Below are 20,735 nucleotides of genomic sequence, written 5' to 3'. Positions count from 1 at the left end.
GTGCTACCTCCGGCCCTGCAGGGGCTCGCCTACCAGGTGCCCTTCCTCCTCCTCGGAGTGGGAGTGGGGGTCTTCGCCGTGCTCGGCGACCGGCGGCGACGAGGCGGGGGGCTCTGTGCGGCCGCGTTGCTCGTCGCCTACTTTCCCATCGCCTACGGCTGGAATCTCCTGATCCTGTACCAGATGGTCGAGATCGGCTCCAGCGTTCACCCGGTGCTGATGACGGTGCGCACCATCGTCGGAGCGCTGCTGCTGGGGGGCGCCGCCCTCGCGCTCGTGCTCACCGCGGCCCGTCGTGACACCTCCGCGACCGCGTCGCCGGTCGGCCCCGCCTGGCACCACCACCAGGGCGGTCCCGGGCCGGTCCACCCCCCGCCGAGCGGTGAATGGAACCACACGCCGACGGGGCACACGCCGCCGCACCAGCCATGGCGGGGCCAGATCCCACCCCCGTAAAGCGGGTGCTAGTCCTGGTTCTCCTCCAGGAGTTCGTCGATGAACCGCGTGGTCTCCTGGGCCGCGGCGTCGGGGTCCCGGTCGCGGATGGCGGCGACCAGTGGTGTGTGGTCGATGGGCACCGTCTCGGTCCCGTCCTCGAGGACCATGCTGGCGATACCCTCGGTGATTCCGGGGGTCAGGTTGCTGTACAGCTCGATCAGCAGCGGGCTGTGGGAGGCGCGGACGACGGCGCGGTGCAGGGCGACGTCGGAGTCGACGAACGCGGCCGGGTCCCCCACGTCGTGGGCCGCTTTGCGCCGGCGCAACTGGGTGTTGAGTTCCTCGAGGTCGGTGTCGGTGCGACGGGTCGCCGCCAGCCGGGCCGCCTCCACCTCCAAGGCGCGGCGCACCTCCAGGGTCTCGCGTAGCTTTCCGCGTTCCACGCGGCGACGTAGCGCCCCCGCGAGTTCGCTGGACGCCCGCACGAACGTGCCGGCGCCCTGGCGGATCTCCAACAGACCCGTGTGGGCGAGGGCGCGCACGGCCTCGCGCACCGTGTTCCTCCCCACCTCCAGTTGGTCCGACAGTTCCGTCTCGGTCGGTATCCGGTCGCCGACCCGCCACTCGCCTGAGTCAATCTGGGTGCGGATCTGGGTGATGACCTGTTCGACGAGTCCCGTTCGTCGTGTCGAGGCGAGGGGCACGCCTTCCTCCTGATCGGCCATTGGTCGGTCTCGTTTCGGACGGGGTTCCGCGCCTGCGCAGGAGCTTGGGCCAGGTTCAGGCATGGTACCGGTTCCGGGGGCGAGTCGAATCCAGTTATGGGGTCATCCTATGATTGCTCGGGTGGAGATGACACAACGTGAGAGCGAGGTTCGGCTCCCGGCGCGCCGCTCCTGGACCGTCGCGATACTTCTCGTCCTCGGCATCGGCCTGGCCGGCCTCAACCTTCGCATCGCCGTGACCAGCGTTGGGCCGATCCTGGAGGAGCTCACCAACGGACTGGGCCTCAGCGCGCTCGGCGCTGGCCTGCTGACGACGCTTCCCGTCGTCTGCTTCGCCCTCTTCGGTGGTTTCACCCCCGTGCTCGCCCGCCTGATCGGGGAACAGCGCCTCCTGCTGGTGGCCCTGTGCGCGATCGCGCTCGGCTCCGGAGCACGTGGGTTCGCCGAGCCCACGTGGCTGTTCATGGTCTGCAGCGCCGTCGCCCTGTCGGGCGGAGCCGTGGGCAACGTCCTGCTCCCCGGCCTGATCAAGCGACTCTTTCCCGACCGCGTGGGCGCGCTGACGACGCTGTACACCACCGCCATGGCAGTCGGCAGCGCGCTCGCCGCGGCGCTGACCGTACCCGCGATGCACGCCGTCAGCGGCGACTGGCGGATCGTCCTGACCGGGTACGCTGCCTTCGCAGTGATCGCCGCGGTTCCGTGGGTCATCGTCCTGTTGGGAGGTACCTCCTCGGCCGCCGGCAGCTCCACGCTGAGCGTGCGCCGCGTCCTGGGCAGCGCGATGGGATGGCAGAGCATCACCTACTTCGGCACCCAGTCCGCGCTGGCCTACATCCTGTTCGGCTGGTACTCCCAGCTCCTGCGGACCAGTGGCCTGGGCGCCGCCGAGGCCGGAGTGCAGCTCTCCTACCTGTCCGCGCTGGCGATCCCCACGTCACTGCTGCTCCCGGGGCTCGCCGTCCGGATCCGCGACCAGCGATGGATCGTGGTCGCGTGTAGTAGCTGCTACGTGGTCGGCCTCGTCGGCCTGGGGATCGCGCCGGTCGCGGCGCCCTGGGTGTGGTCCACCCTCCTCGGTGTCGCCATGTCCAGTTTCCCGTTGGCCCTCACCCTCTTCGCCATCCGAACCCGGACCGCCGCGGGGACGGCGACGCTGTCCGCGACGTCCCAGAGCGTCGGCTACCTCATCGGTGGGGCCGGACCCCTGCTGTTCGGCCTGGCCTACGGGGCCACCGGTGGCTGGGGCCTGTCGGTCGTCATCGCGTTGTGCGCCGTCGTCGCCAACGCCACCGCCGGACTCCTCATCGCACGTCCGCGCTACCTGGAGGACTCCCTGGACGCCCAGCGCCCTCGGCGCTGACTAGACCGGCAACCAGTCCAGCGCGCCGATCAGGTACACCGCTCCGACGAACGCCACGATGTCGATGACCGCGTGCGCCACCACCAGCGGCATCACCCGACCGAAGCGATGGTAGAACCAGCAGAAGACGACCCCCATCACCAGGTTCCCGAAGAACATTCCCACCCCCTGGTAGAGGTGGTAGAAGGCGCGCAGTCCCGAGCTGGTCGCCGTCGCGACGATCGCCGAGCGGCGCGGGGACCAGCCCCACATCCGGCCGAGCTGCCCGAAGCGGTGCATGAGGTAACCGACGACGATCACCTCTTCCAGGACTCCGTTCTTCACCGCCTGGAGAACGAGGACCGGGATCTGCCACCAGTGGGGGTGCAGGGTGCTCGGCGCGATGGGGCGCGTGAGTCCGAGATTGACCGAGACCAGGTAGACCACCAGGCCCCCCGCGCCGATCAGGCCGGCGAGCAGGGCGCCGTAGCCGAGGTCGAAGCCCGGGCGTCGTACGTCGAACCCGATGCGCGCGGCGGACTCCCGGGTGCGGTGCAGCAGGTAGACGACGAGAACGACCGGGACGAGCGCGTTGACGATCCGGAACACCTGGACGGCGAGGTCCAGCCACGGCCGTTCGGACTGCGCGCCGGGGACCACCAGGTTGGCCTGCTGCGCCGACAGGCTCTCCGGCGACGTCAGGACCCCGACGAAGGAGATCGTGGACTCGACCGCGTAGGCGGCGACGGATGCCGCCAACACCACGGCGATCTCCCAGCCCAACAGCCGCGGCGTCAACGCGGCGACGGCGGGGGACCCGGGAGAGGAAGGGACACTGTCGTCCCGCGGTTCGGCCTTCGCGGTGGTCATGCGCAAAAGCTTAGGTCCTGCCCCAGCGCACCGGGCCGTCGCGTCCGTCGCTCGGATCCGGCCCCGACAGCGACCGCCGAGGTCTCGGGGGCGCGTCGGGGCGGCGCGGCCCCCGTCCGGCGTCGGCCGAACGGGGCGAACGAACGAGGGCGGCCCCTCCCTCCGACTCCAGCCACGAAAGCGGAGAGGGGACCGCCCCTACCGGACCAGCTCCTCAGTGAGCCGCAGCGAACTGGTCCTCCTCGGTGGATCCGGTGAGTGCGGTGGTCGCGGCGTCCGGCGTGATCGCGCTGGCGATCAGGTCGTAGTAGCCCGTGCCCACCTCCCTCTGGTGGCGCGTGGCGGTGTACCCCTGGGCCTCGGCGGCGAACTCGCGCTCCTGCAGGTCGACGTAGGCCGTCATCCCGTTCTCGGCGTAGCCACGGGCCAGGTCGAACATGGAGTGGTTCAGACTGTGGAAGCCCGCGAGGGTGATGAACTGGAACTTGTATCCCATGTGGCCGAGCTCCCGCTGGAACTTGTCGATGGTGGAGTCGTCCAGGTGGCGCTTCCAGTTGAAGGACGGCGAGCAGTTGTAGGCGAGCAACTGGTCGGGGTACTCCTCCTTGATCGCCTCGGCGAACTGTCGCGCGAGGTCGAGGTCCGGGGTCGAGGTCTCCATCCACAGCAGGTCGGCGTAGGGCGCGTAGGCCAGGCCGCGTGAGACACACGCCTCCAGGCCATTGCGCACCCGGTGGAAGCCCTCGGCGGTGCGCTCACCGGTGAGGAACCTCCGGTCGCGTTCGTCGACGTCGCTGGTGACCAACGTGGCGGCCTGCGCGTCGGTGCGGGCCACCACGAGGCTGGGCACCCCCGCCACGTCGGCGGCCAGCCGCGCGGCGTTCAGGGTCCTCACGTGCTGGGAGGTGGGGATGAGGACCTTGCCCCCCAGATGCCCGCACTTCTTCTCCGAGGCGAGCTGATCCTCCCAGTGCACGCCCGCGGCGCCCGCGGCGATCATCGAGGTCATCAGCTCGTAGGCGTTGAGCACGCCGCCGAATCCCGCCTCGGCGTCCGCGACGATCGGCGCGAGCCAGTGGGGCGCGTCCTCGTCCCCCTCCGACCACGTGATCTGGTCGGCGCGCAGGAGCGCGTTGTTGATCCGCCGCACGACGGTGGGGACCGAGTTCACGGGGTAGAGGCTCTGGTCGGGGTAGGTCTGGCCCGCGAGGTTGGCGTCCGCGGCGACCTGCCATCCGGAGAGGTAGATGGCCTCCAGCCCGGCGCGGACCTGCTGCACCGCCTGGTTGCCGGTGAGGGCCCCCAGACTGTGCACGTAGTCCCGACGGTGGAGGAGTTCCCAGAGCCGTTCGGCGCCCAGGCGCGCGAGCGTGTGCTCCTCGGTGACGGAGCCCCGCAGCCGCACGACGTCCTCGGCCGAGTAGGTCCGTTCGATTCCCTTCCAGCGCGGGTCGGTCTCCCACTCGTGTTGAAGCCCGGCGCTGTCCTGGCGTGTTGTGGTGCTGGTCATCGTGTACCGCCCCTTAGGTCCAGTCGTGATGCTGCCGGCTGGAGACACCGCGTATCGGGAGTTCCCCGCCGGCACTTCCGATTCTTGGCCCATGGGAAGAAGTGTGCACGAGAATTCGATGTGAAGATTCGCGAATCTTTCTATAGCATCAAGCTATGCCGCAGTTCGGAACCAAAGAAATCCTGTCTTTGCCTGAAGGTGTGGATCTTGTGACCTTTGGGCAGCGACTTCGGCACCTTCGCCGCAGCCGGGGGCTCACCCTGGCGCAACTGGGCGAGCGTGTCGACCGGGCCCCGTCCCAGCTCTCGCTGTTGGAGAACGGGAAGCGGGAGCCCAAGCTGTCGCTGCTGGGGTCCCTGGCCAAGGCGCTGGACGTCCCCGTGGAGGAGCTGCTGTCCCGTCAGCCGCCCAGCCGCCGCGCCCAGTTGGAGATCGCGGTGGAGGAGGCGCAGCGGGATCCCCTCTACCGGGAACTGAACCTCCCGCACCTGCGCGTCGGGAAACGGGTCCCCAACGACGTATTGGAGCACCTCGTGGGCCTGTACGAGGAGCTTCGTCGGCGCGACGTCAAACCGACGGCCACCCCCGAGGAGGCGCGCCGGGCCAACGCCGACCTCCGGCGCCAGATGCGTGAGCGGGGAAACTACTTCGAACACGTCGAGCGGGCGGCCCAAGAGGTCCTGCACGCGGTCGACTACCAGGGGGGCGCCCTGTCACAGGGCATGATCCTCGCGATCGCCACCCACTGCGGGTTCTCCCTGCGCTACGTCCAGGACCTGCCACGGTCGGTCCGTTCGGTCACCGACATGCGCAACCGGCGCATCTTCCTGCGCCGGGAGAGCCTCGGTATGCACACACCCCGCACGGTGCTGCTGCAGACACTCGGCCACTTCGTCCTGGATCACGCGCGGCCACGCGACTTCGCCGACTTCCTACGGCAGCGGGTCGAGGCCAACTACTTCGCTGCCGCGGTCCTCATCCCGGAGGAGACCGCCGCCCCCTACCTCCAGGAGGCGAAGGCCGCCCGCGACATCTCGGTCGAGGATCTGCGTGACGTGTACTCGGTGTCCTACGAGATGGCGGCGCACCGGTTCACCAACCTCTCCACGCGACACCTGGACCTGATGGGCCACTTCATCCGCAACGACGAGTCGGGCATCATCTACAAGGCCTACGAGAACGACGGCCTGGTGTTTCCCACCGACGACGCCGGCGCGATCGAGGGACAACGGATGTGTCGGTACTGGGCCGGCCGGCAGGTCTTCACCCTCGCGGACCGTTACTCCGTCCACTACCAGTACACCGACAAGCCCAACGGCACGCACTGGTGTGTGGCCTACGTGGACCCGGGGCGGGAGCGCAACTTCGCCATCACCCTGGGTGTTCCCTACAAGGAGTCGCGCTGGTTCCGTGGACGCGAGACGACCAACCGGCGGCGTTCGGGCTGTCCGACGGGAGAGTGCTGTCTGCGCCCGCCCGCCGACCTCGCCGCGCGGTGGGAGGGGCAGGTGTGGCCCTCGGCGCGCGCCCACTCCCACGTGCTCGCCGCGTTGCCCCCGGGCAGTTTTCCGGGCGTGGACGACACCGACGTCTACCGGTTCCTGGAGCGATACGCGGTGGAGTGACCGTCGTCCCCCGTCCGCGACCGGATCCGGTCGCGGACGGGAGGTTCAGTTCCGACCCCGGTGCTGTTACCGTTGGTAACTCCAGATTCGGCACGCCCGGGACACCAAAGAACAGGGACCACCATGAGCGAAGGCCACCCCGTGTTCCATCCGGAACCCAGTGACGACGTTCGGGAGGTGCGGGAGTGGGTGCACGGATTCGCCCGCGACGTCATCCGGCCGGCCGCGGCGGAGTGGGATCGGCGGGAGGAGACCCCGTGGCCGATCCTGCAGGAAGCCGCCAAGATCGGACTCTACTCCCTGGACTTCTTCGCCACCCAGTGGTTCGAGCCCAGTGGGCTCGGCATCCCCGTCACCTACGAGGAGCTGTACTGGGGTGACCCCGGCATCGGGCTGGCGCTGACCGGGACCACCCTGGCCGCGGTGTCGGTCGCCGCCACGGGGACGCCGGAACAACAGGGCGAGTGGGTTCCCCCGATGTTCGGCGACGCCGACGACGTCCGCCTCGGCGCGTTCTGCTCCTCCGAGCCCGACGCGGGCAGCGACGTCGGGGCCATCCGGACCCGTGCGCGCTACGACCAGGCGCGCGACGAATGGGTGATCAACGGAACCAAGACCTGGGTGACCAACGGGGGCATCGCGGACGTCCACGTGGTGGTGGCCTCCGTGGACCCGGAGCTCGGCGCGCGGGGACAGGCGACCTTCGTCGTCCCTCCGGGAACCAAGGGGCTGGGGCAGGGCCAGAAGTTCTCCAAGCACGGGATCCGGGCGTCGCACACGGCCGAGGTCGTGCTGGACGACGTCCGTGTCCCCGGCCGCTGTCTGCTCGGCGGGAAGGAGAAGCTGGACGCGCGCCTGGCCCGCGCGAGGGAGGGCAAGCGGTCCGGCGGCCAGGCCGCGATGAAGACGTTCGAGACCTCCCGACCCACGGTCGGGGCCATGGCCGTGGGCTGTGCCCGCGCGGCCTACGAGTGCGCCCGGGACTACACGGTGGAGCGGGAGCAGTTCGGCGCCCCGCTGGCGAACACACAGTCCGTCGCGTTCACCCTGGCCGACATGGCGACGCGGATCGACGCGGCCCGCCTGCTGGTGTGGCGCGCGGCGTGGATGGGCCGCAACGACCGTGACTTCGCCCAGGCCGAGGGCTCGATGAGCAAACTCTTCGCCAGCGAGACGGCGACCTGGGTGACCCAGAACGCCATCCGCCTGTTGGGCGGGAACGGCTACACCACGGAGTTTCCGGTGGAACGCTGGCACCGCGACGCCACGATCTTCACCATCTTCGAGGGCGCGAGCGAGATCCAACGACTCATCATCGGACGGGCCGTCACCGGACAGCCCGTCCGATGACGTGGCCCGTACCACGAGGGGGCGAAGGGCGCCGGTGAAGCCCTCGTCGCACACGATCGGCCCTGTGACGGGGGCGGTCCGCTGGGGATGGAGGAGGTGGGGGGCTGGTTCGCGTTCGTCGAGTTCTTGGGGGTGGGTGAGCGGATGCCGCGCCGTGGCGCCCCAGAGGGCGTGGTGGGAGGTGTCGTGGCGGTAGCCGGTGATCTCGCCCACGTCGGAGCGTTCGACCGCGACGCGTGAGGCAGGCGCGGGAACAGGTGGCCGATCCGGGCTGGCGCGGTGTTCGGCCACCGGCGCTCGGAGTCACATCCCAGCAGGCCCTGGGCGACAGCGACGCAGACCAGTTCAGCGTCGGTCAACAGCCGCGCCGGGTCGCGTCTTCCGGGTTTCGGCGACCAACCCACGACGTGGCCGCCCAGAGAGACAGAGCGTGCGATCAGAAGGGCGTCCAGGTTGGTGTTCACGCCCAGAGCATTGGCACCCTTCGTCGCGCCCGCAGGAGGTCCAAGACACCCCCATCAACGATCTGGTGTTCTGTCCTGTGAGGTTGGTGACGCGGGTGGTGGGTGGGCCGTTGATGGCGGTGTGGAAGCGGTGGTGATTGTAGTGGTGCAGCCATCCGGTGAATGCGTGGCGGCGTTGGGTCTCTGAGGTGTAGGGGCGGGCGTAGGCCCATTCGTCGGTCAGGGTGCGGTGGAAGCGTTCGACCTTGCCGTTGGTTTGGGGCCGGTAGGGGCGGGTGCGCTTGTGTGCGATCTGGGTCTGGGTCAGCGTTTCGCGCCACAGACCGGATCTGTAGCAGGACCCGTTGTCGGTCAGGACCCGCTCCACGGTGATGCCCACCGAGGCGAAGTAGGCCGCTGCGCGCTGCCAGAAGGCGGTGGCGGTCTCTTTGCGTTCGTCGGCCAGGATTTCGGTGTAGGCCAGGCGGGAGTGGTCGTCCAGGGCGGTGTGCAGGTAGCTGTGGCCGATCACCGGGGACCCGTTGCGTCGGGCGGTGGTGGCTGCCTGCTTGTTGCGTACTCCCGCGTGGCGGCCCACTGCGCGGTGGCCGCCGCCGTCGGGGATGGAGCCGAGTTTTTTGACGTCGACATGGACCAGTTCGCCGGGGCGGGCGCGTTCGTAGCGGCGCACGGTGCGGCCGGTGGCGCGGTCCAGGTGGGCCAGGCGAGCGCAGCCGTGGCGTGTGAGGATGCGGTGGACGGTAGAGGCGGGCATGTGCAGGTGCCCGGCGATACGGGCCGGTCCCCACTGGTTGAGGTGGCGGAGTTTGATGACGCGGCGCTGACGGCGGATGGAGGTGCGCCGGGGCGAGCGGGCGGGACGGCTGGAGGCATCGGTCATGGCGGCTGGGCCGCCGGTGCGGTAGCGCGCGGCCCAGCGCTGGGCGGTGGTGGCCGAGACCTGGAAGCGTTCAGCGGCCCGGCGCAGCGGCCATCCGTCCTCGACAATGCAGCGGGCCAATGCCAGGCGGCCAGCCGGTGCGAGCTTGGCGTTGGGATGGGTAGCGTGAGGCATCGAGGGCCTTCCGGTCCGGTGATGATGTCGCAATCCCCATCGATACCGGAGGCCCTCTTCGTATGCATCACGCGGGGTGGGTGTTACCAACCTCCATGGTCAGTACATCTAGGGTGTGAATCTCCCCCTCCCCAGGGAAGAGGGAAGGGGACCGCGCCGCCTGACACCGGCCTGGGGCATCCCCCAACGCGCGTTCGGGCCGCGACGCGACCGGCAGCGAGAATGTGTTTCGCCGCGTTCGGGGCACGATCGCGGCGACCACGTCCGCGTCCCAACGATCCACACCCGAGTGCGAGAACCGCGAGGAATGCGAGACATGTGCGAGCCACCGACCCGATATCTCCCGGACCCGAGGGCCAGGGCCATTTTCGGGGGAGACCGGTGAGCGCGCCCCCCTCCGGACTGGCCCCGGAGGGGGCGGATGGGACTCGTGGTCGGGACCCGGAACGCCGACGCGCCATCCTGGACGCCGCCGACACCGTGATCCAGCGGGACGGCCCCGACGCCACGATGGCCGCCATCGCCGCCGAGGCCGGCATCAGCAAGCCCATCCTCTACCGGCACTTCGGCGACAAGAACGGCCTCTACCGGGCCCTCGCCGTCCGGCACGTGGAGCCCCTCGTCGCACGGATCCGCGAGGAGCTGACCCTCGGTTCGGACCTGCGGGAGCGGGCGCACGCCACGATCGGTGTGTACCTCGGCGTCATCGGGGCCAACCTGAACCTCTACCGGTTCCTGATGCACCGGGCCACCGCGGAGGATCCGGCGACGCGCGGCAACGTCGGGATGATGGTGCGCCGCCTGGGTGAGGAGATGGGTGCCGTCTTCGTGGCCGAGGGGTGGATCGACGCCGCGCCGCGCGCACGGGTCGTGGCGCACGCGGTCATCGGCATGGTGCGCGAAACGGGGGAGTGGTGGTTGGACCACCCCGACGTTTCGCTGGACCAGGTGGTCGCCGACCTCGCGGCGGCGGTCGTGGGTGCCGTCGGCGCGGTCTCCGCCCAACAGTGACGCGCCTGGCGCGTCCCACGGGGCGCCAGGCACTATAGGGGGATGGACAACGTCACGCCCGTTCCCGAGTCGTCCCCCCGCGTGGTGGTCACCCTTGTCGCCTCCGCCCACGCCCGGGTCCTCGACCTGCTCGCCCACACCGATGAGGCCACGCTGCGCGCCCCGTCCGGACTCCCTGGTTGGACCCGCGCCCACGTCGTGTCGCACCTCGCCAACAACGCCTGGGCGCTGGAGCGTCAGGTGCGCTTCGCGCGGGCGGGTGAGCGCGTGGACATCTACGACGGTGGCCAGGAGGGTCGGGACCGTGAGATCGAGGAGGGCGCCACGCGGCCGCGGGACGAGCTCCTCGCGCGACTGCGCGACGCCCAGTCGGAGCTGGAGACGCAGTGGAGCGACCTCTCCGACGGTGACTGGGACCTCGGCGTCGCCTACCGCGATGGCACGGTGACCGACACGGTGTTCGCCCGCTGGCGCGAGGCCGAGATTCACGCCGTCGACCTCGCCCTTACATACCGGCCCCGCGACTGGACGGCCGAGTTCGCCCACCACCTGTTGGATTTCCTGGAACTTCGCGTGCCAAGGGGCACCCGCCTGGACCTCATCGCCACCGACACCGACGAGACCCGGACCCTCGGATCCGGCGACCCCGTCACGATCCGCGGCGACCTGCGCGACCTCACCGCCTGGATCGCCGGCCGCACCCCCGACGGTGTCCTCGCCCCCGACGTCTCCGCACTCCCGACCCTCGCCCCCTGGCCCGGCCGCACCGCCCCGCGCTAGTCCCGCACATATCCCGCCGGGTTGTCTCCGCCGCCATGCCCCCCGTCGCTCTCCCCCCGGGGGGGCATTCACGCGCTGCGGCGGGATCGGTGGCACCGCCGTGGTCACACGACCCCGCGGGCGGTCGAGGCGGCGAGGGACCGAACCCCCGGGGCTCCGGTGCGCGGGCGGTGGGAACACCGGAGACCTCGACCGCGCCGGCGACGGCCCAACCCGTTGCCGGGCTGATTGACTCCACCACCCCGACGCCTACGCGAGCGCACCCCGGACCGTTCCAAACCCCTGGTGCTGCGTCCCCCGCCGCGCCACGTGTCGGGACACGGGGCGCGGAGATTGGGCATGACGGGCACGGGTACTTCGTGGCCCAAGGAGATCGCTTCGCGCCGGCGGAGCCGTCCGGCCCCCTGCGGCGCGGTGCCCCGGGATCCGCGCACGCCGTCCCGCTCGTACGCGGGCGAGGTCCACCCGCACCCCGCGCGACGGCCTGTGTGATGGACGAGGAGGAACCAGGCGGCGGCGTCGGTCTCCGCCTGAGCGTTGGGTTCTGGACACGGTGCGCCGGCTGGGCGGCGGACGAGGGCACCACCCCCCGGCCGCGCGGCGCGGGCACGTACCGTCGCCCCGTGCGCGGGGGCCGCACCACGCGATGCCGAGGGTTACCCGGAGCCCACGGGGCGCGAACGGGGCGATCCGGCCTGGCCCGGAGCGTTCCTTCGCCTCAGGACGGGAGTGGTGCGGCGCGAGCGCGGAGTCGCCCGTCCGGGGCCGGAATTCGGTGCCGAGCACGCCGCCGTCATTACGCGTCTATGTGAATCTACGACGTAAAGGTCACTCTTCGGGAATGGAGTGGCTCGCCTCTCCTTGGTGCTGGCCGGAGGTCGGCGGAGGTGGCGCGGGGATGGCGTCCACGTCGATGGGGAGGCCGGCCAGGAGGCGCAGGGCGACGCGGAACAGCTCGGGCGGGCAGTGCTCGGCGCTGATCAGGCTCAGGGAGCCGAGTCCGATGCTGAGCGCCGTCACCAGGTTGAGGACCAGGCCGGGCGGGAGCTTGGCCAGTTCGCTTCCCTCGGGGGCGAAGGGGTGGTGTCGCGCCATCTCCACGGGGGGAAAGACGAAGTCGCGGTACTCCTCGCGTAGGACCGGGTCGCGCAGCGCGTGGGCCATGAACTCCAACGCCACCCTGCTGTAGGCGTCACGCGTTCCGCCGCGCGTCGTGGCGACCCACAGGTCCCCGTAGGCGTTGATCAGCTCCTCGGTGGACGCGGAGGAGGCGAACAGGCGCTCGGCCTCGATGTTCTCCGGGGTGGCGATCTGCTGCCACAGCACCTGGATGACGAGCTCCTCCTTGTTGGCGAAGTTGGAGTAGACCGCCCCCTTGGTCAGGCCCGCCTCGGCCGCCACCTCGTCGAGCGACGCGCCGGCGATCCCCCGCTCGGCGAATACCCTCACCGCCGCGGCCAGGAGTTCCTTTCGGTTGCGTACGCGCTGTTCCTCTCGGGTGAGTCGTTCCGCCATCCCGACCTCCTTCGAACCCAGCTTGACATCCCCAATGGTATCTGAATACTGAGTGGTATTCGCATACCACCCAGTATTTGGAGGGCTCTTCGTGCTGCGGATCCACCAGCTCCGCAAGGAGTACAGACCGGGCGAACCCGCGAACGACGGGATCTCGCTCGAGGTGTCGCCGGGGGAGGTGTTCGGCCTGCTGGGACACAACGGAGCCGGGAAGACGACCCTGATCAACCAGGTGGTGGGACTGCTCCGGCCCACCGCCGGACAGATCACGCTGGGCGGGCGCGATCTCGTCGCCGATCCCGCCTACGCGCGCGGAATGTGCGCGCTGATGCCGCAGGCGCACGCTCCACTGGAAGGGGTCACCCCACGCCAGGCCGTGGAGATGATCGGGCGGATCCGGGGCGCCGGTCGGGACGAGGCCCGCGCCCGTGCCGCCGCGCTTATCACCGCGTTGGAGATCGACCCATGGGCCGACACCATCGGGGAGCGGTTGTCCGGCGGCGTGCGCCGGCTGGCCGCGTTCGCGATGGCTGGTGTCGCGCCGGGACGGGTCGTGATGTTGGACGAACCGACCAACGACGTCGACCCCGTCCGACGACGCCTCCTCTGGGAGCAGGTGCGCGCCCTGGCCGACGAGGGCCACGCCGTACTCCTGGTGACCCACAACGTGGCCGAGGCGGAGCGCAGCGTCGACCGCCTCGCCGTCCTGGACGGTGGCCGGGTCGTCGCGGAGGGAACCCCCGCCGAGCTCCGCGAGAGTGCCGCGGGAGAGCTGCGCCTGGAACTGCTCTCCTCGGACGCCGCGCCCATCGAACCGGCGATCGCCACGGCGGGCCCGGCCCGGCGGACGGGACGCCGCCATCTCATGCCCATCGCCACCGAACACGCTCCGGACGCGCTCGCGTGGGCACAGGCCCTGCGACGGTCCGGAGACATCGAAGAGTTCTCGATCACCCCCACCAGCTTGGAGGACGTCTATGTCGGTCTCGTCGGAACCGAGAACGCAAACGCCACCGGCGCCGCCCGCACGGACGACGGAGCCGACCGGGGGAGTCACGTGGTGGCTTCGTAGCTATGCCCTGATGTTCCGCTGGGGAATACTGCGGGTGCGGTTCGTCGCCCCGCTCATGATCCTCATCCAGATCATCCTGTCCGTCGGCATCGTAATCGGGTTCGCGTTCCTCATCCCGGGCGTGGACCAGGACCCCGTGGCGGCCCAGTACCTCGCCACCGGGGCCATGGCCATCTCCCTCATCGCCGTGTGCATGGCGTTCGCGCCGAGCATGGTCGCCCAGCAGAAGATGCAGGGAATCTTCGACTTCCAACGCGCGCTTCCCGTCCCCCGCAGCGCGACCCTCGTCGCCGACGTCACGACGTGGGTGCTCATCGCCCTGCCCGGGTTGGCGGCCGGGCTGGTCGCCGCCACGCTCCGGTTCGACCTGGAGCTGCGGATCAGCCCGCTGGTGCTGCCCGCCGTGCTGCTCGTGTCGCTCACCTGTGTCGCCATCGGCTACACCATCGCCTACGTCGTCCCACCGATGGCCGCCCAGATGGCGACCAACGTGGTGCTCTTCTTCGCTCTCATGTTCTCCCCGATCAACTTCCCCGCCGAGCGGCTGCCCGCCTGGCTCGCCACCTTCCACGACTTCCTCCCACTCACCTACATGGCCCAGGCGATCCGGGAGACCGTCGCGGTACCCGAGGGCGGGGTGTCGCCGTTGCCCTTCGCGGTCCTCTCGGCGTGGTGCCTGATCGGCCTGCTGGTGTGTCAGTGGGTGATGAGTCGACGCGGGTGAGGTGCGTGGCGCGTGGCCGGGGTGTGGGGCGGGCCGGTCCTCCCGACGACGAGCTCCCGTCACGTGCCACCGAGGGGGCGGTGACCAGGACTGGTCAGGCTCGGTGGCACGCCCGGGGCGTCGTTACTCGGCAGTAGTGCGGACGTGGCCGAGCCGGATATGGTGCGCACATGACCGCCTCCGCCGCAACGCCCCCGGACCCACGCGCCGGACTGCCCGAGGGCCTGGCCACCCGGCTCACCCGTCGCGTCGCCGCGACCACCCGTCGTCCGACCACGGTCACGGCGCCCTTCACCGGCGCACCGCTCGCGGAGCTCCCACAGTCCTCCGGCGAGGACATCGAGGCGGCGTTCGCCCGGGCCCGCGAAGCCCAGGCCGCGTGGGCCCGGGTCGCCCCGGCGCTACGGGTGAAGCCGTTCCTGCGTTTCAGTGACCTCGTGCTCCGCCGACAGCGGGAGATCCTGGACATCCTGCAATGGGAGACCGGCAAGGCCCGTCGGCACGCGTTCGAGGAGGTCTACGACGCGGCGGCCGCGACCTTGTACTACGCCCGCCGTGCGCCGGCGATGCTGCGGCCCCGCCGTGTCACCGGCGCGATGCCGGTGGCGACCCGGGCCGAGGTCAACCACCATCCCAAGGGAGTGGTCAGCGTGATCACCCCCTGGAACTATCCACTGACCCTCCCGCTGGCCGACGCCGTGCCCGCGCTCCTCGCCGGGAACGCGGTGATCGCCAAGCCCGACACCCAGACCGCGCTGAGCGCGCTGTGGGCGATGGACCTGCTGGAGGAGTGCGGCCTGCCGCAGAACCTGTGGATCCCGGTGGTGGGGGAACCCGCCGACATCGGCGAGGCGCTGGTCGACAGCGCCGACCACGTGGCGTTCACCGGTTCCACCACGGCCGGCGCCACGATCGCGGAACGCTGCGGCGCCCGCCTCATCGGGTGCTCCGCCGAACTCGGGGGCAAGAACCCGATGGTGGTTCGCGCGGACGCCGACGTCGAGCGGACGGTCCGCGGCACGCTACGGGCGGCGTTCTCCAACGCCGGGCAGTTGTGCATCGCGGCGGAACGTCTCTACGTGCACGAGTCCATCCACGACCGGTTCGTCGACCGGCTCGCGAGCGCCGTCGCGGGCATGGAGCTCAACTCCAGGTTCGACTTCAGCGCGGACATGGGCTCCCTCACCTACGCCCGTCAGCTCGACCGCACCGACGAACACGTGCGCGACGCGGTCGCGCGGGGGGCGGAGGTCCTGGCCGGGGGACACGCCCGCCCGGACCTCGGCCCGTTGTTCTACGCGCCCACGGTGCTCGCCGGGGTGGGGCCCGAGATGGCGTCATGCCGGGCGGAGACGTTCGGTCCGCTCCTCGCCGTCGCCCCGTTCGCCGACGACGAGGAGGCCGTGGCGATGGCCAACGACTCCGACCTCGGGCTGAACGCGAGCGTGTGGACACGGGACGAGACCCGGGGACGCCTGCTCGCCGCACGGATCCAGGCCGGAACCGTCAACGTCAACGACGGCTACGGGGCCGCCTTCGCCAGCTATGGCGGACCCATGGGGGGCATGAAGCGCTCGGGACTGGGGCGGCGGCACGGCCCCGAGGGCCTGCTGCGCTTCACCGAGCCGCAGACGGTCGCGACACAGCGGCTTCTCGCCCTCGACGGGACGCCCGTCTTCGACCCCGAGACGTGGACGAAGGTGATGACGCGGGCGGGCCACTGGATGCGACGCCTGCGCCTCTAGGTCGTTATTTCAGCGCTGTGTTTCGCGGGGGCGCTGGGGCTCGTGACCGTCGGGACGGCGTTCGCTGCGTGGATCCTGTCGAGGAGCCGACCAGGATGCCCAGCACGGATCGTCCTGGGAGCCGAAGCGCGGGCGCCCGCCGGGGCACAATCCGCGAAGCGACCCCAGTAGCGGCGACGGCCGCTCCATCACCCGAGAAGCCCTCAACACACACGACCCAGGTCGCTGCCGCACCGTGTCAGCGCGCCGCCGTCGGGGCCCCGGAATCGGAGCGGTCCCGTTCGGCGCCGCGCAGCAGCGCGGCCGCCACCACGGTGGTCCAGGCGAAACCCACCACCAACGAGGCGCGTTGGATCAGCCCGCCGTAGTCCACGAGCGCCGGGTCCTGCTCGAACCCGCTGCTCGCGACCACCAGCAGCACGAGGAAGAGGATCGCGCTGAGGAGGGAGTACACCGCGAGCCCCCACCGTCGTTCCCGCGCACAGCGCACGGAAAGCGCGCCGCCGGCGGCCGCGACGCAGAGGAAGAACAGTACCGAGAAGGCGTCGTGTGCCACGCCCGGCGGCGTGTAGACCAGCGTGTCCGGGGTTCCCGGTGGGTACCCGCTCACGGGGTCACCGGGAAACACGCCGGCGCCCATGAGCCCGACACCGCCGAGGCCCAGCAGCCAGGGCGTCGCCCCCCGGACCGGTCTCGGGCCCACACGGCGCATACCCACCGCGAGGGCGAGCAGCAACGCCCCGGCCAGGAGGAAGTTCGCCACCTGGACCCAGCCCCACCCGGTGAGCGCCAGCGAGCTGACCGGGTGCCGGACGGGGGAGTAGTCCGGACGCAGCGCCCCGGCGACCGTGAACACGGTGACGAAGAGCGGCCCCGCGGCGAGACCGCAACGTAGGAGGAGGCGGTTCGGGAGCATCGTGGGGACCTCTTTCCGGGAGGGGCTGTCCGTGTCAGCGTGACGCCGCGTCGCGGTACATGAGCCGACGCAGCAGCGCCTCCGCCGGTCCACGTCGATCCGACAGTTCCAGGGCGTAGGCACCGGCGACGGTCACCAACCAGGTGAGAACCGCGAAAGCGGCGACGCTCGCGCTGCCCAGGTGTGCGCCGAGGCCGAGCCCCCACGCCGCGAGCACGGGGGAGAACACGACCGAGTGGGCGAGGTAACCGGACAGGGAGCGTTTGCCCAGGGCCGCGACGGCGTTCACGACCACGCCACGTCGCGCGCGTTCCGACAGCCACATGGCGAGGAGTCCGAAGAGTGCGGCGTAGCCCAGACCGCCCGGCAGTCCGGTCATGACCTGCCACATGAAGACCGGGCCGTTGGGGCCGTGTGCCGCGGCGGGGATGGAGAGCAGGCCCACGTGGTCCAGCGCGATCGGCAGTCCGCCCAACCAGCCGACGGAGACACCGAGGATCGCGGTCGTGGTGAGCAGGCGCAGGTTCCTTCGGGGTTCCTCCAGGACACGGCGTCTGGCGGCCCAGAATCCGAGCACCATGGCGGCGTGGAAGGAGAAGCTGAAGAGGGAGCCGAGGAGGGTGCTCCCCAGCAGCCAGGTCTCCAGGCGGGTGCCGACGGAGGCGAAATAGTTCGTCTCGTGTGCGGCGTAGGCGACGGCGCTGGGAACGTCGGCAGACGCGTCGCCGCCACCGACGAACTCGAGGTAGGTCAGGGCGGTGAGCGCGACCAGCAGGAAATAGAGCACCCCGGCGACGACGAGCATGGTGCGGGGAGTGCGGCGTAGGACCAGCCACCCCAGTACGACGCTGATCAGTGCGTAGACGCCCAGGATGTCGCCGGCCATCAGCAGCGCGGCGTGGGCGGCGCCGAAGACGAACAGCCACAGGCTGCGCCGACGCAGGAGGGCGACCGCGGCCTTGGGGGCGGTTCCTGCCTCGGTCTGGCGCTGGTAGAGCCGCATCATGCCGTAGCCGAAGAGGAACGCGAACATGGGGAACGTGCGAAGATCCAGGCCGACGACCATGGCGAACTGGACGACGGAGTCCAGGACGGAGCCGTCGACGGGGTGCCAGCCCGAGGGCCCGTGGTCCGCGGCGTACAGGTAGAACACGGTGTTGGACAGGACGATCAGCAGGAGCATGACGCCGCGAGCGAGATCGGGAGCGAGTGCGCGTTCGCCCGAACGCACACCGGCCCGGTGGAGGGAGTGGCGAGCGGCGGAGGGTGGAGCCCCGGCCGGGCTCCGCGTGGGGTCGGGCACGATCGTTCCTCAGGGGGTGCTCGGAGAGGGGAGGGGGCCCCTTGACAACTTCGAACACCATTCGTTAATACCGAACAATATACGGAGTTTTGCTGGGAGGCAATGTGCCATCCAACGCGGGCGCGCGGCGGGTTCTCGAACTGCTCTGGGGGCACCAGCAGCCAGGAAGGCGAGGACCCCGGCCCACGCTGAGTCGGGATCGGATCGTCAAGGCGGCGGTGAACATCGCGGACACCGAGGGTTTGGAGGCGATGTCGATGCGTCGCGTCGCCGAGGACCTCGGCGTGGGAACCGCGTCGCTGTACACCTACGTGCCGGGAAAGGACGAACTCTTCGCTCTCATGGTCGACGGCATGATCGCGATGTCGCGTCTGCCGCACGAGCACCCCGGCGGCTGGCGGGAGAAGGTCACCGCCTGGGCGCGGGAGGACTGGCAGGACTACCGCGCCCACCCGTGGGTCATCCAACTCACCTCGGCGCGACACCTGGCCGGCCCGGGCACCCTCGCCTGGATGAACTCCGCCCTGTCGGTGCTCGAGGACACCGGTCTCACCGAGGGGGAGATGCTCGCCGCCGTCAACAGCGTGGACGCCTTCGTTCGGGGACAGGCCCGCGAGGCCATCCAGGTCGCGATGGAGCGTGACGAGATGCGGGACGGGTCCGAGGGCGGAGAAGGCCGGTCGTGGCAGGAGGTGGAGGAGGAGTTCCTGCGCACACACGTCGACTGGAACCAGTACCCGTCCATGTTGCGCATCGTTGAGACCACCGGTGACGCGGACGCCGAAGCGAGCTTCGAGTTCGGCCTGGAGAGCCTGCTGGACGGCATCGAGGCACGGATGAGGCGCCGGATCGGGGAGCGTGCCGCCGCCGGGGAAACGCTGGACACGCGTGGGACTTGACCCCAGCCGTGCGATAGGACATGACTGGGGTCATGACATTCACCGACGCCGAGATCGCGTACCTCGACTCCCAGTTGCTGGGCCGTCTCACGACAATCGACGCCCAGGGACGCCCCCAGATCCGGGCCGTGGGGGTGCACTACAACCCCGAGACCCGGACCATCGACGTGGTGGGGTGGGGACTGGCCAAGAGCCAGAAGTTCCGCAACGCGAGCAGGAACCCCGAAGTCGCTTTCATCGTGGACGACCTCGCCTCCACGAACCCCTGGCGTCCGCGCAGTGTCGAGATCCGGGGACGAGCGGAGACACTGACCGGGCCCGGAGTGTCCCCCTGGGGCGACGAAGTCATCCGGATCCACCCACGACGTGTCGTCGCCGAGGGACTCGACCCCAGCGGCGACGGACGCTACAACGCCAGAGACCTTCCCTCCTGACCGCAAGGAGGTAATTGGGGAGAAAAACGTCCGCGGCGCGACCTATGATCCCGGCATGGTCTTCTCATTTTTCGGACGCGGACGCGAGGCATCGACCGGTACGCCCGACGACCCCGTGGCGGAGGTCTACGCCCTCGTGTCCCGTGACAGGAAGATCCAGGCGATCAAGGTCCTGCGCGGGGCGACCGGGTGGGGGCTGAGAGAGGCCAAAGACGTGGTGGACCGCGTCGGTCGGGGCGAGGCCGTACCCGAACTGCACGCGATCTCCGTCGGCGCGTCGACACCACCACCCGGAACCGTGACTGATGTTCCTCCCGAGGTGTCCCGTGAGATCCGGGAACTGATGTTCGCTGGGAAGAAGATCCAGGCCATCAAGGTGCTGAGGGAGGCGACCGGTTGGAGTCTCAAAGACGCCAAATCCACCATCGACCGCCTGCAGCCCGGCGAGTACGTGCACGGATTCGTGGAGGAGAGTGTGGCGTCGCGGGCACGAGCGATGCTCGCTGAGGTCGGGCGGGACGAGGCCATCGCGCTCGTCACACGGGAAACCGGAATGACGACAGACGAGGCGACCCGGTTCGTTGACGTTCTCTGATCCCGGCCCGGCACGCCTCAGCCCGGATGCCGCGGCCGTGCGGACGCTGACCTCAGGCGGACGCATCATCAGCGTTCACGCCGCTACCCCGATCCTTGTGCGGGCGTGTCCCGGAGACTGTCGGCCGGCACCGCACCGATATTGGTCCAGGCCGTCATCGCGAACACGGAGATGACGACCACCACCACCGCGACGGCGATGAGCGCGACGATGTCGGCACCGGTGACTTCGGACGCGGAGGACGAGGTGAAGGTCGGGTCGGAAGTCGAGGAGGGTTTGGACACGAGGAACTCCAAACGGCGGGGCACCCGAACCCCAGGATCCCAGAGTTTCCCCGCGCCAGTCAGGGCAGAATCGCTGAAC

19 protein-coding genes and 2 pseudogenes are annotated in these 20,735 nt (G+C 70.1%); 12 read left to right on the top strand and 9 right to left on the bottom strand.

Features of this window, described 5'->3' with window-relative positions; genetic code table 11:
* Window positions 1–456 carry a hypothetical protein gene (locus tag J4H86_RS04120; protein ID WP_236542178.1) on the top strand — a complete coding sequence of 152 codons (456 nt, stop codon included), beginning with the start codon at window positions 1–3 and terminating at the stop codon, window positions 454–456.
* Between the two features lie 8 nt (window positions 457–464).
* On the opposite strand, the gene J4H86_RS04115 is transcribed toward J4H86_RS04120, so the two are convergent.
* Entirely contained in the window at window positions 465–1,142 is a 678-nt protein-coding gene (locus tag J4H86_RS04115; protein ID WP_236543890.1) for a FadR/GntR family transcriptional regulator, read from the bottom strand.
* Window positions 1,143–1,290: 148 nt separating this feature from the next.
* Here J4H86_RS04115 and J4H86_RS04110 point away from each other — a divergent pair, with 148 nt between their 5' ends.
* Window positions 1,291–2,526: a CynX/NimT family MFS transporter gene (locus J4H86_RS04110; protein WP_236543889.1), complete on the top strand. Its 1,236-nt coding sequence runs from the start codon at window positions 1,291–1,293 to the stop codon at window positions 2,524–2,526.
* Here J4H86_RS04110 and J4H86_RS04105 read toward each other — a convergent pair whose 3' ends face one another.
* Both J4H86_RS04105 and aceA read right to left on the bottom strand, forming a co-directional pair.
* Complete coding sequence (locus J4H86_RS04105; RefSeq protein ID WP_236542177.1) at window positions 2,527–3,375, bottom strand: CPBP family intramembrane glutamic endopeptidase; 849 nt, start codon at window positions 3,373–3,375, stop codon at window positions 2,527–2,529. It abuts the gene before it with no gap.
* Window positions 3,376–3,589: 214 nt separating this feature from the next.
* Window positions 3,590–4,885 (bottom strand): isocitrate lyase, encoded by a 1,296-nt coding sequence (gene aceA / locus J4H86_RS04100; protein WP_236542176.1) that lies wholly within the window; start codon window positions 4,883–4,885, stop codon window positions 3,590–3,592.
* Window positions 4,886–5,040: 155 nt separating this feature from the next.
* Here aceA and J4H86_RS04095 point away from each other — a divergent pair, with 155 nt between their 5' ends.
* Together J4H86_RS04095 and J4H86_RS04090 are read left to right on the top strand one after the other, a co-directional pair.
* Window positions 5,041–6,510: a helix-turn-helix domain-containing protein gene (locus J4H86_RS04095; RefSeq protein ID WP_394356443.1), complete on the top strand. Its 1,470-nt coding sequence runs from the start codon at window positions 5,041–5,043 to the stop codon at window positions 6,508–6,510.
* Window positions 6,511–6,633: 123 nt separating this feature from the next.
* Complete coding sequence (locus J4H86_RS04090) at window positions 6,634–7,860, top strand: acyl-CoA dehydrogenase family protein (protein WP_236542175.1); 1,227 nt, start codon at window positions 6,634–6,636, stop codon at window positions 7,858–7,860.
* Window positions 7,861–7,887: 27 nt separating this feature from the next.
* Here the strand turns inward: J4H86_RS04090 and J4H86_RS27720 are convergent.
* Both J4H86_RS27720 and J4H86_RS04085 read right to left on the bottom strand, forming a co-directional pair.
* Window positions 7,888–8,324: pseudogene (locus J4H86_RS27720) on the bottom strand (IS982 family transposase); the annotation flags it as partial.
* Window positions 8,325–8,394: 70 nt separating this feature from the next.
* A pseudogene (locus tag J4H86_RS04085) lies at window positions 8,395–9,378 on the bottom strand (IS481 family transposase); the annotation flags it as partial.
* A 381-nt stretch (window positions 9,379–9,759) separates the two neighbouring features.
* Between J4H86_RS04085 and J4H86_RS04080 the strand changes: the two are divergent.
* Together J4H86_RS04080 and J4H86_RS04075 are read left to right on the top strand one after the other, a co-directional pair.
* Window positions 9,760–10,389 (top strand): TetR family transcriptional regulator, encoded by a 630-nt coding sequence (locus J4H86_RS04080; RefSeq protein ID WP_236542174.1) that lies wholly within the window; start codon window positions 9,760–9,762, stop codon window positions 10,387–10,389.
* Window positions 10,390–10,431: 42 nt separating this feature from the next.
* Entirely contained in the window at window positions 10,432–11,169 is a 738-nt protein-coding gene (locus tag J4H86_RS04075) for a maleylpyruvate isomerase family mycothiol-dependent enzyme (protein ID WP_236542173.1), read from the top strand.
* A gap of 828 nt (window positions 11,170–11,997) precedes the next feature.
* Here J4H86_RS04075 and J4H86_RS04070 read toward each other — a convergent pair.
* Entirely contained in the window at window positions 11,998–12,684 is a 687-nt protein-coding gene (locus tag J4H86_RS04070; RefSeq protein ID WP_236542172.1) for a TetR/AcrR family transcriptional regulator, read from the bottom strand.
* A gap of 91 nt (window positions 12,685–12,775) precedes the next feature.
* On the opposite strand from J4H86_RS04070, the gene J4H86_RS04065 reads away from it, so the two are divergent.
* The 3 genes from J4H86_RS04065 (at window position 12,776) to J4H86_RS04055 (ending at window position 16,225) form a co-directional block, all read left to right on the top strand.
* Complete coding sequence (locus J4H86_RS04065; RefSeq protein ID WP_236542171.1) at window positions 12,776–13,756, top strand: ABC transporter ATP-binding protein; 981 nt, start codon at window positions 12,776–12,778, stop codon at window positions 13,754–13,756.
* Between the two features lie 10 nt (window positions 13,757–13,766).
* A complete protein-coding gene (locus J4H86_RS04060; protein ID WP_236542170.1) occupies window positions 13,767–14,480 on the top strand; it encodes an ABC transporter permease in 714 nt (237 codons plus the stop codon).
* A gap of 170 nt (window positions 14,481–14,650) precedes the next feature.
* The gene (locus J4H86_RS04055) at window positions 14,651–16,225 is read left to right on the top strand and encodes a succinic semialdehyde dehydrogenase (RefSeq protein ID WP_236542169.1); all 1,575 of its coding nucleotides are present in this window, start codon (window positions 14,651–14,653) and stop codon (window positions 16,223–16,225) included.
* Between the two features lie 238 nt (window positions 16,226–16,463).
* Here J4H86_RS04055 and J4H86_RS04050 read toward each other — a convergent pair whose 3' ends face one another.
* Both J4H86_RS04050 and J4H86_RS04045 read right to left on the bottom strand, forming a co-directional pair.
* Window positions 16,464–17,141 carry a DUF998 domain-containing protein gene (locus J4H86_RS04050; RefSeq protein WP_236542168.1) on the bottom strand — a complete coding sequence of 226 codons (678 nt, stop codon included), beginning with the start codon at window positions 17,139–17,141 and terminating at the stop codon, window positions 16,464–16,466.
* Window positions 17,142–17,175: 34 nt separating this feature from the next.
* Window positions 17,176–18,444 (bottom strand): DUF418 domain-containing protein, encoded by a 1,269-nt coding sequence (locus J4H86_RS04045; RefSeq protein WP_236542167.1) that lies wholly within the window; start codon window positions 18,442–18,444, stop codon window positions 17,176–17,178.
* Between the two features lie 104 nt (window positions 18,445–18,548).
* Here J4H86_RS04045 and J4H86_RS04040 point away from each other — a divergent pair, with 104 nt between their 5' ends.
* The 3 genes from J4H86_RS04040 to J4H86_RS04030 are packed head-to-tail and all read left to right on the top strand — an operon-like array spanning window position 18,549 to window position 20,372.
* A complete protein-coding gene (locus tag J4H86_RS04040; protein WP_236542166.1) occupies window positions 18,549–19,343 on the top strand; it encodes a TetR/AcrR family transcriptional regulator in 795 nt (264 codons plus the stop codon).
* A gap of 32 nt (window positions 19,344–19,375) precedes the next feature.
* Window positions 19,376–19,777, top strand: coding sequence for a PPOX class F420-dependent oxidoreductase (locus J4H86_RS04035; RefSeq protein WP_236542165.1), 402 nt, complete (start codon window positions 19,376–19,378; stop codon window positions 19,775–19,777).
* Window positions 19,778–19,832: 55 nt separating this feature from the next.
* Entirely contained in the window at window positions 19,833–20,372 is a 540-nt protein-coding gene (locus tag J4H86_RS04030) for a ribosomal protein L7/L12 (protein WP_236542164.1), read from the top strand.
* An 83-nt stretch (window positions 20,373–20,455) separates the two neighbouring features.
* On the opposite strand, the gene J4H86_RS04025 is transcribed toward J4H86_RS04030, so the two are convergent.
* Window positions 20,456–20,656: a hypothetical protein gene (locus J4H86_RS04025; protein WP_236542163.1), complete on the bottom strand. Its 201-nt coding sequence runs from the start codon at window positions 20,654–20,656 to the stop codon at window positions 20,456–20,458.
* Window positions 20,657–20,735 lie beyond the last annotated feature (79 nt).

This window comes from Spiractinospora alimapuensis (assembly GCF_018437505.1).
Lineage (GTDB): Bacteria > Actinomycetota > Actinomycetes > Streptosporangiales > Streptosporangiaceae > Spiractinospora > Spiractinospora alimapuensis.
Note: the sequence above shows the minus strand (reverse complement) of the source record. Positions and strands in the feature narration are given on the sequence as shown.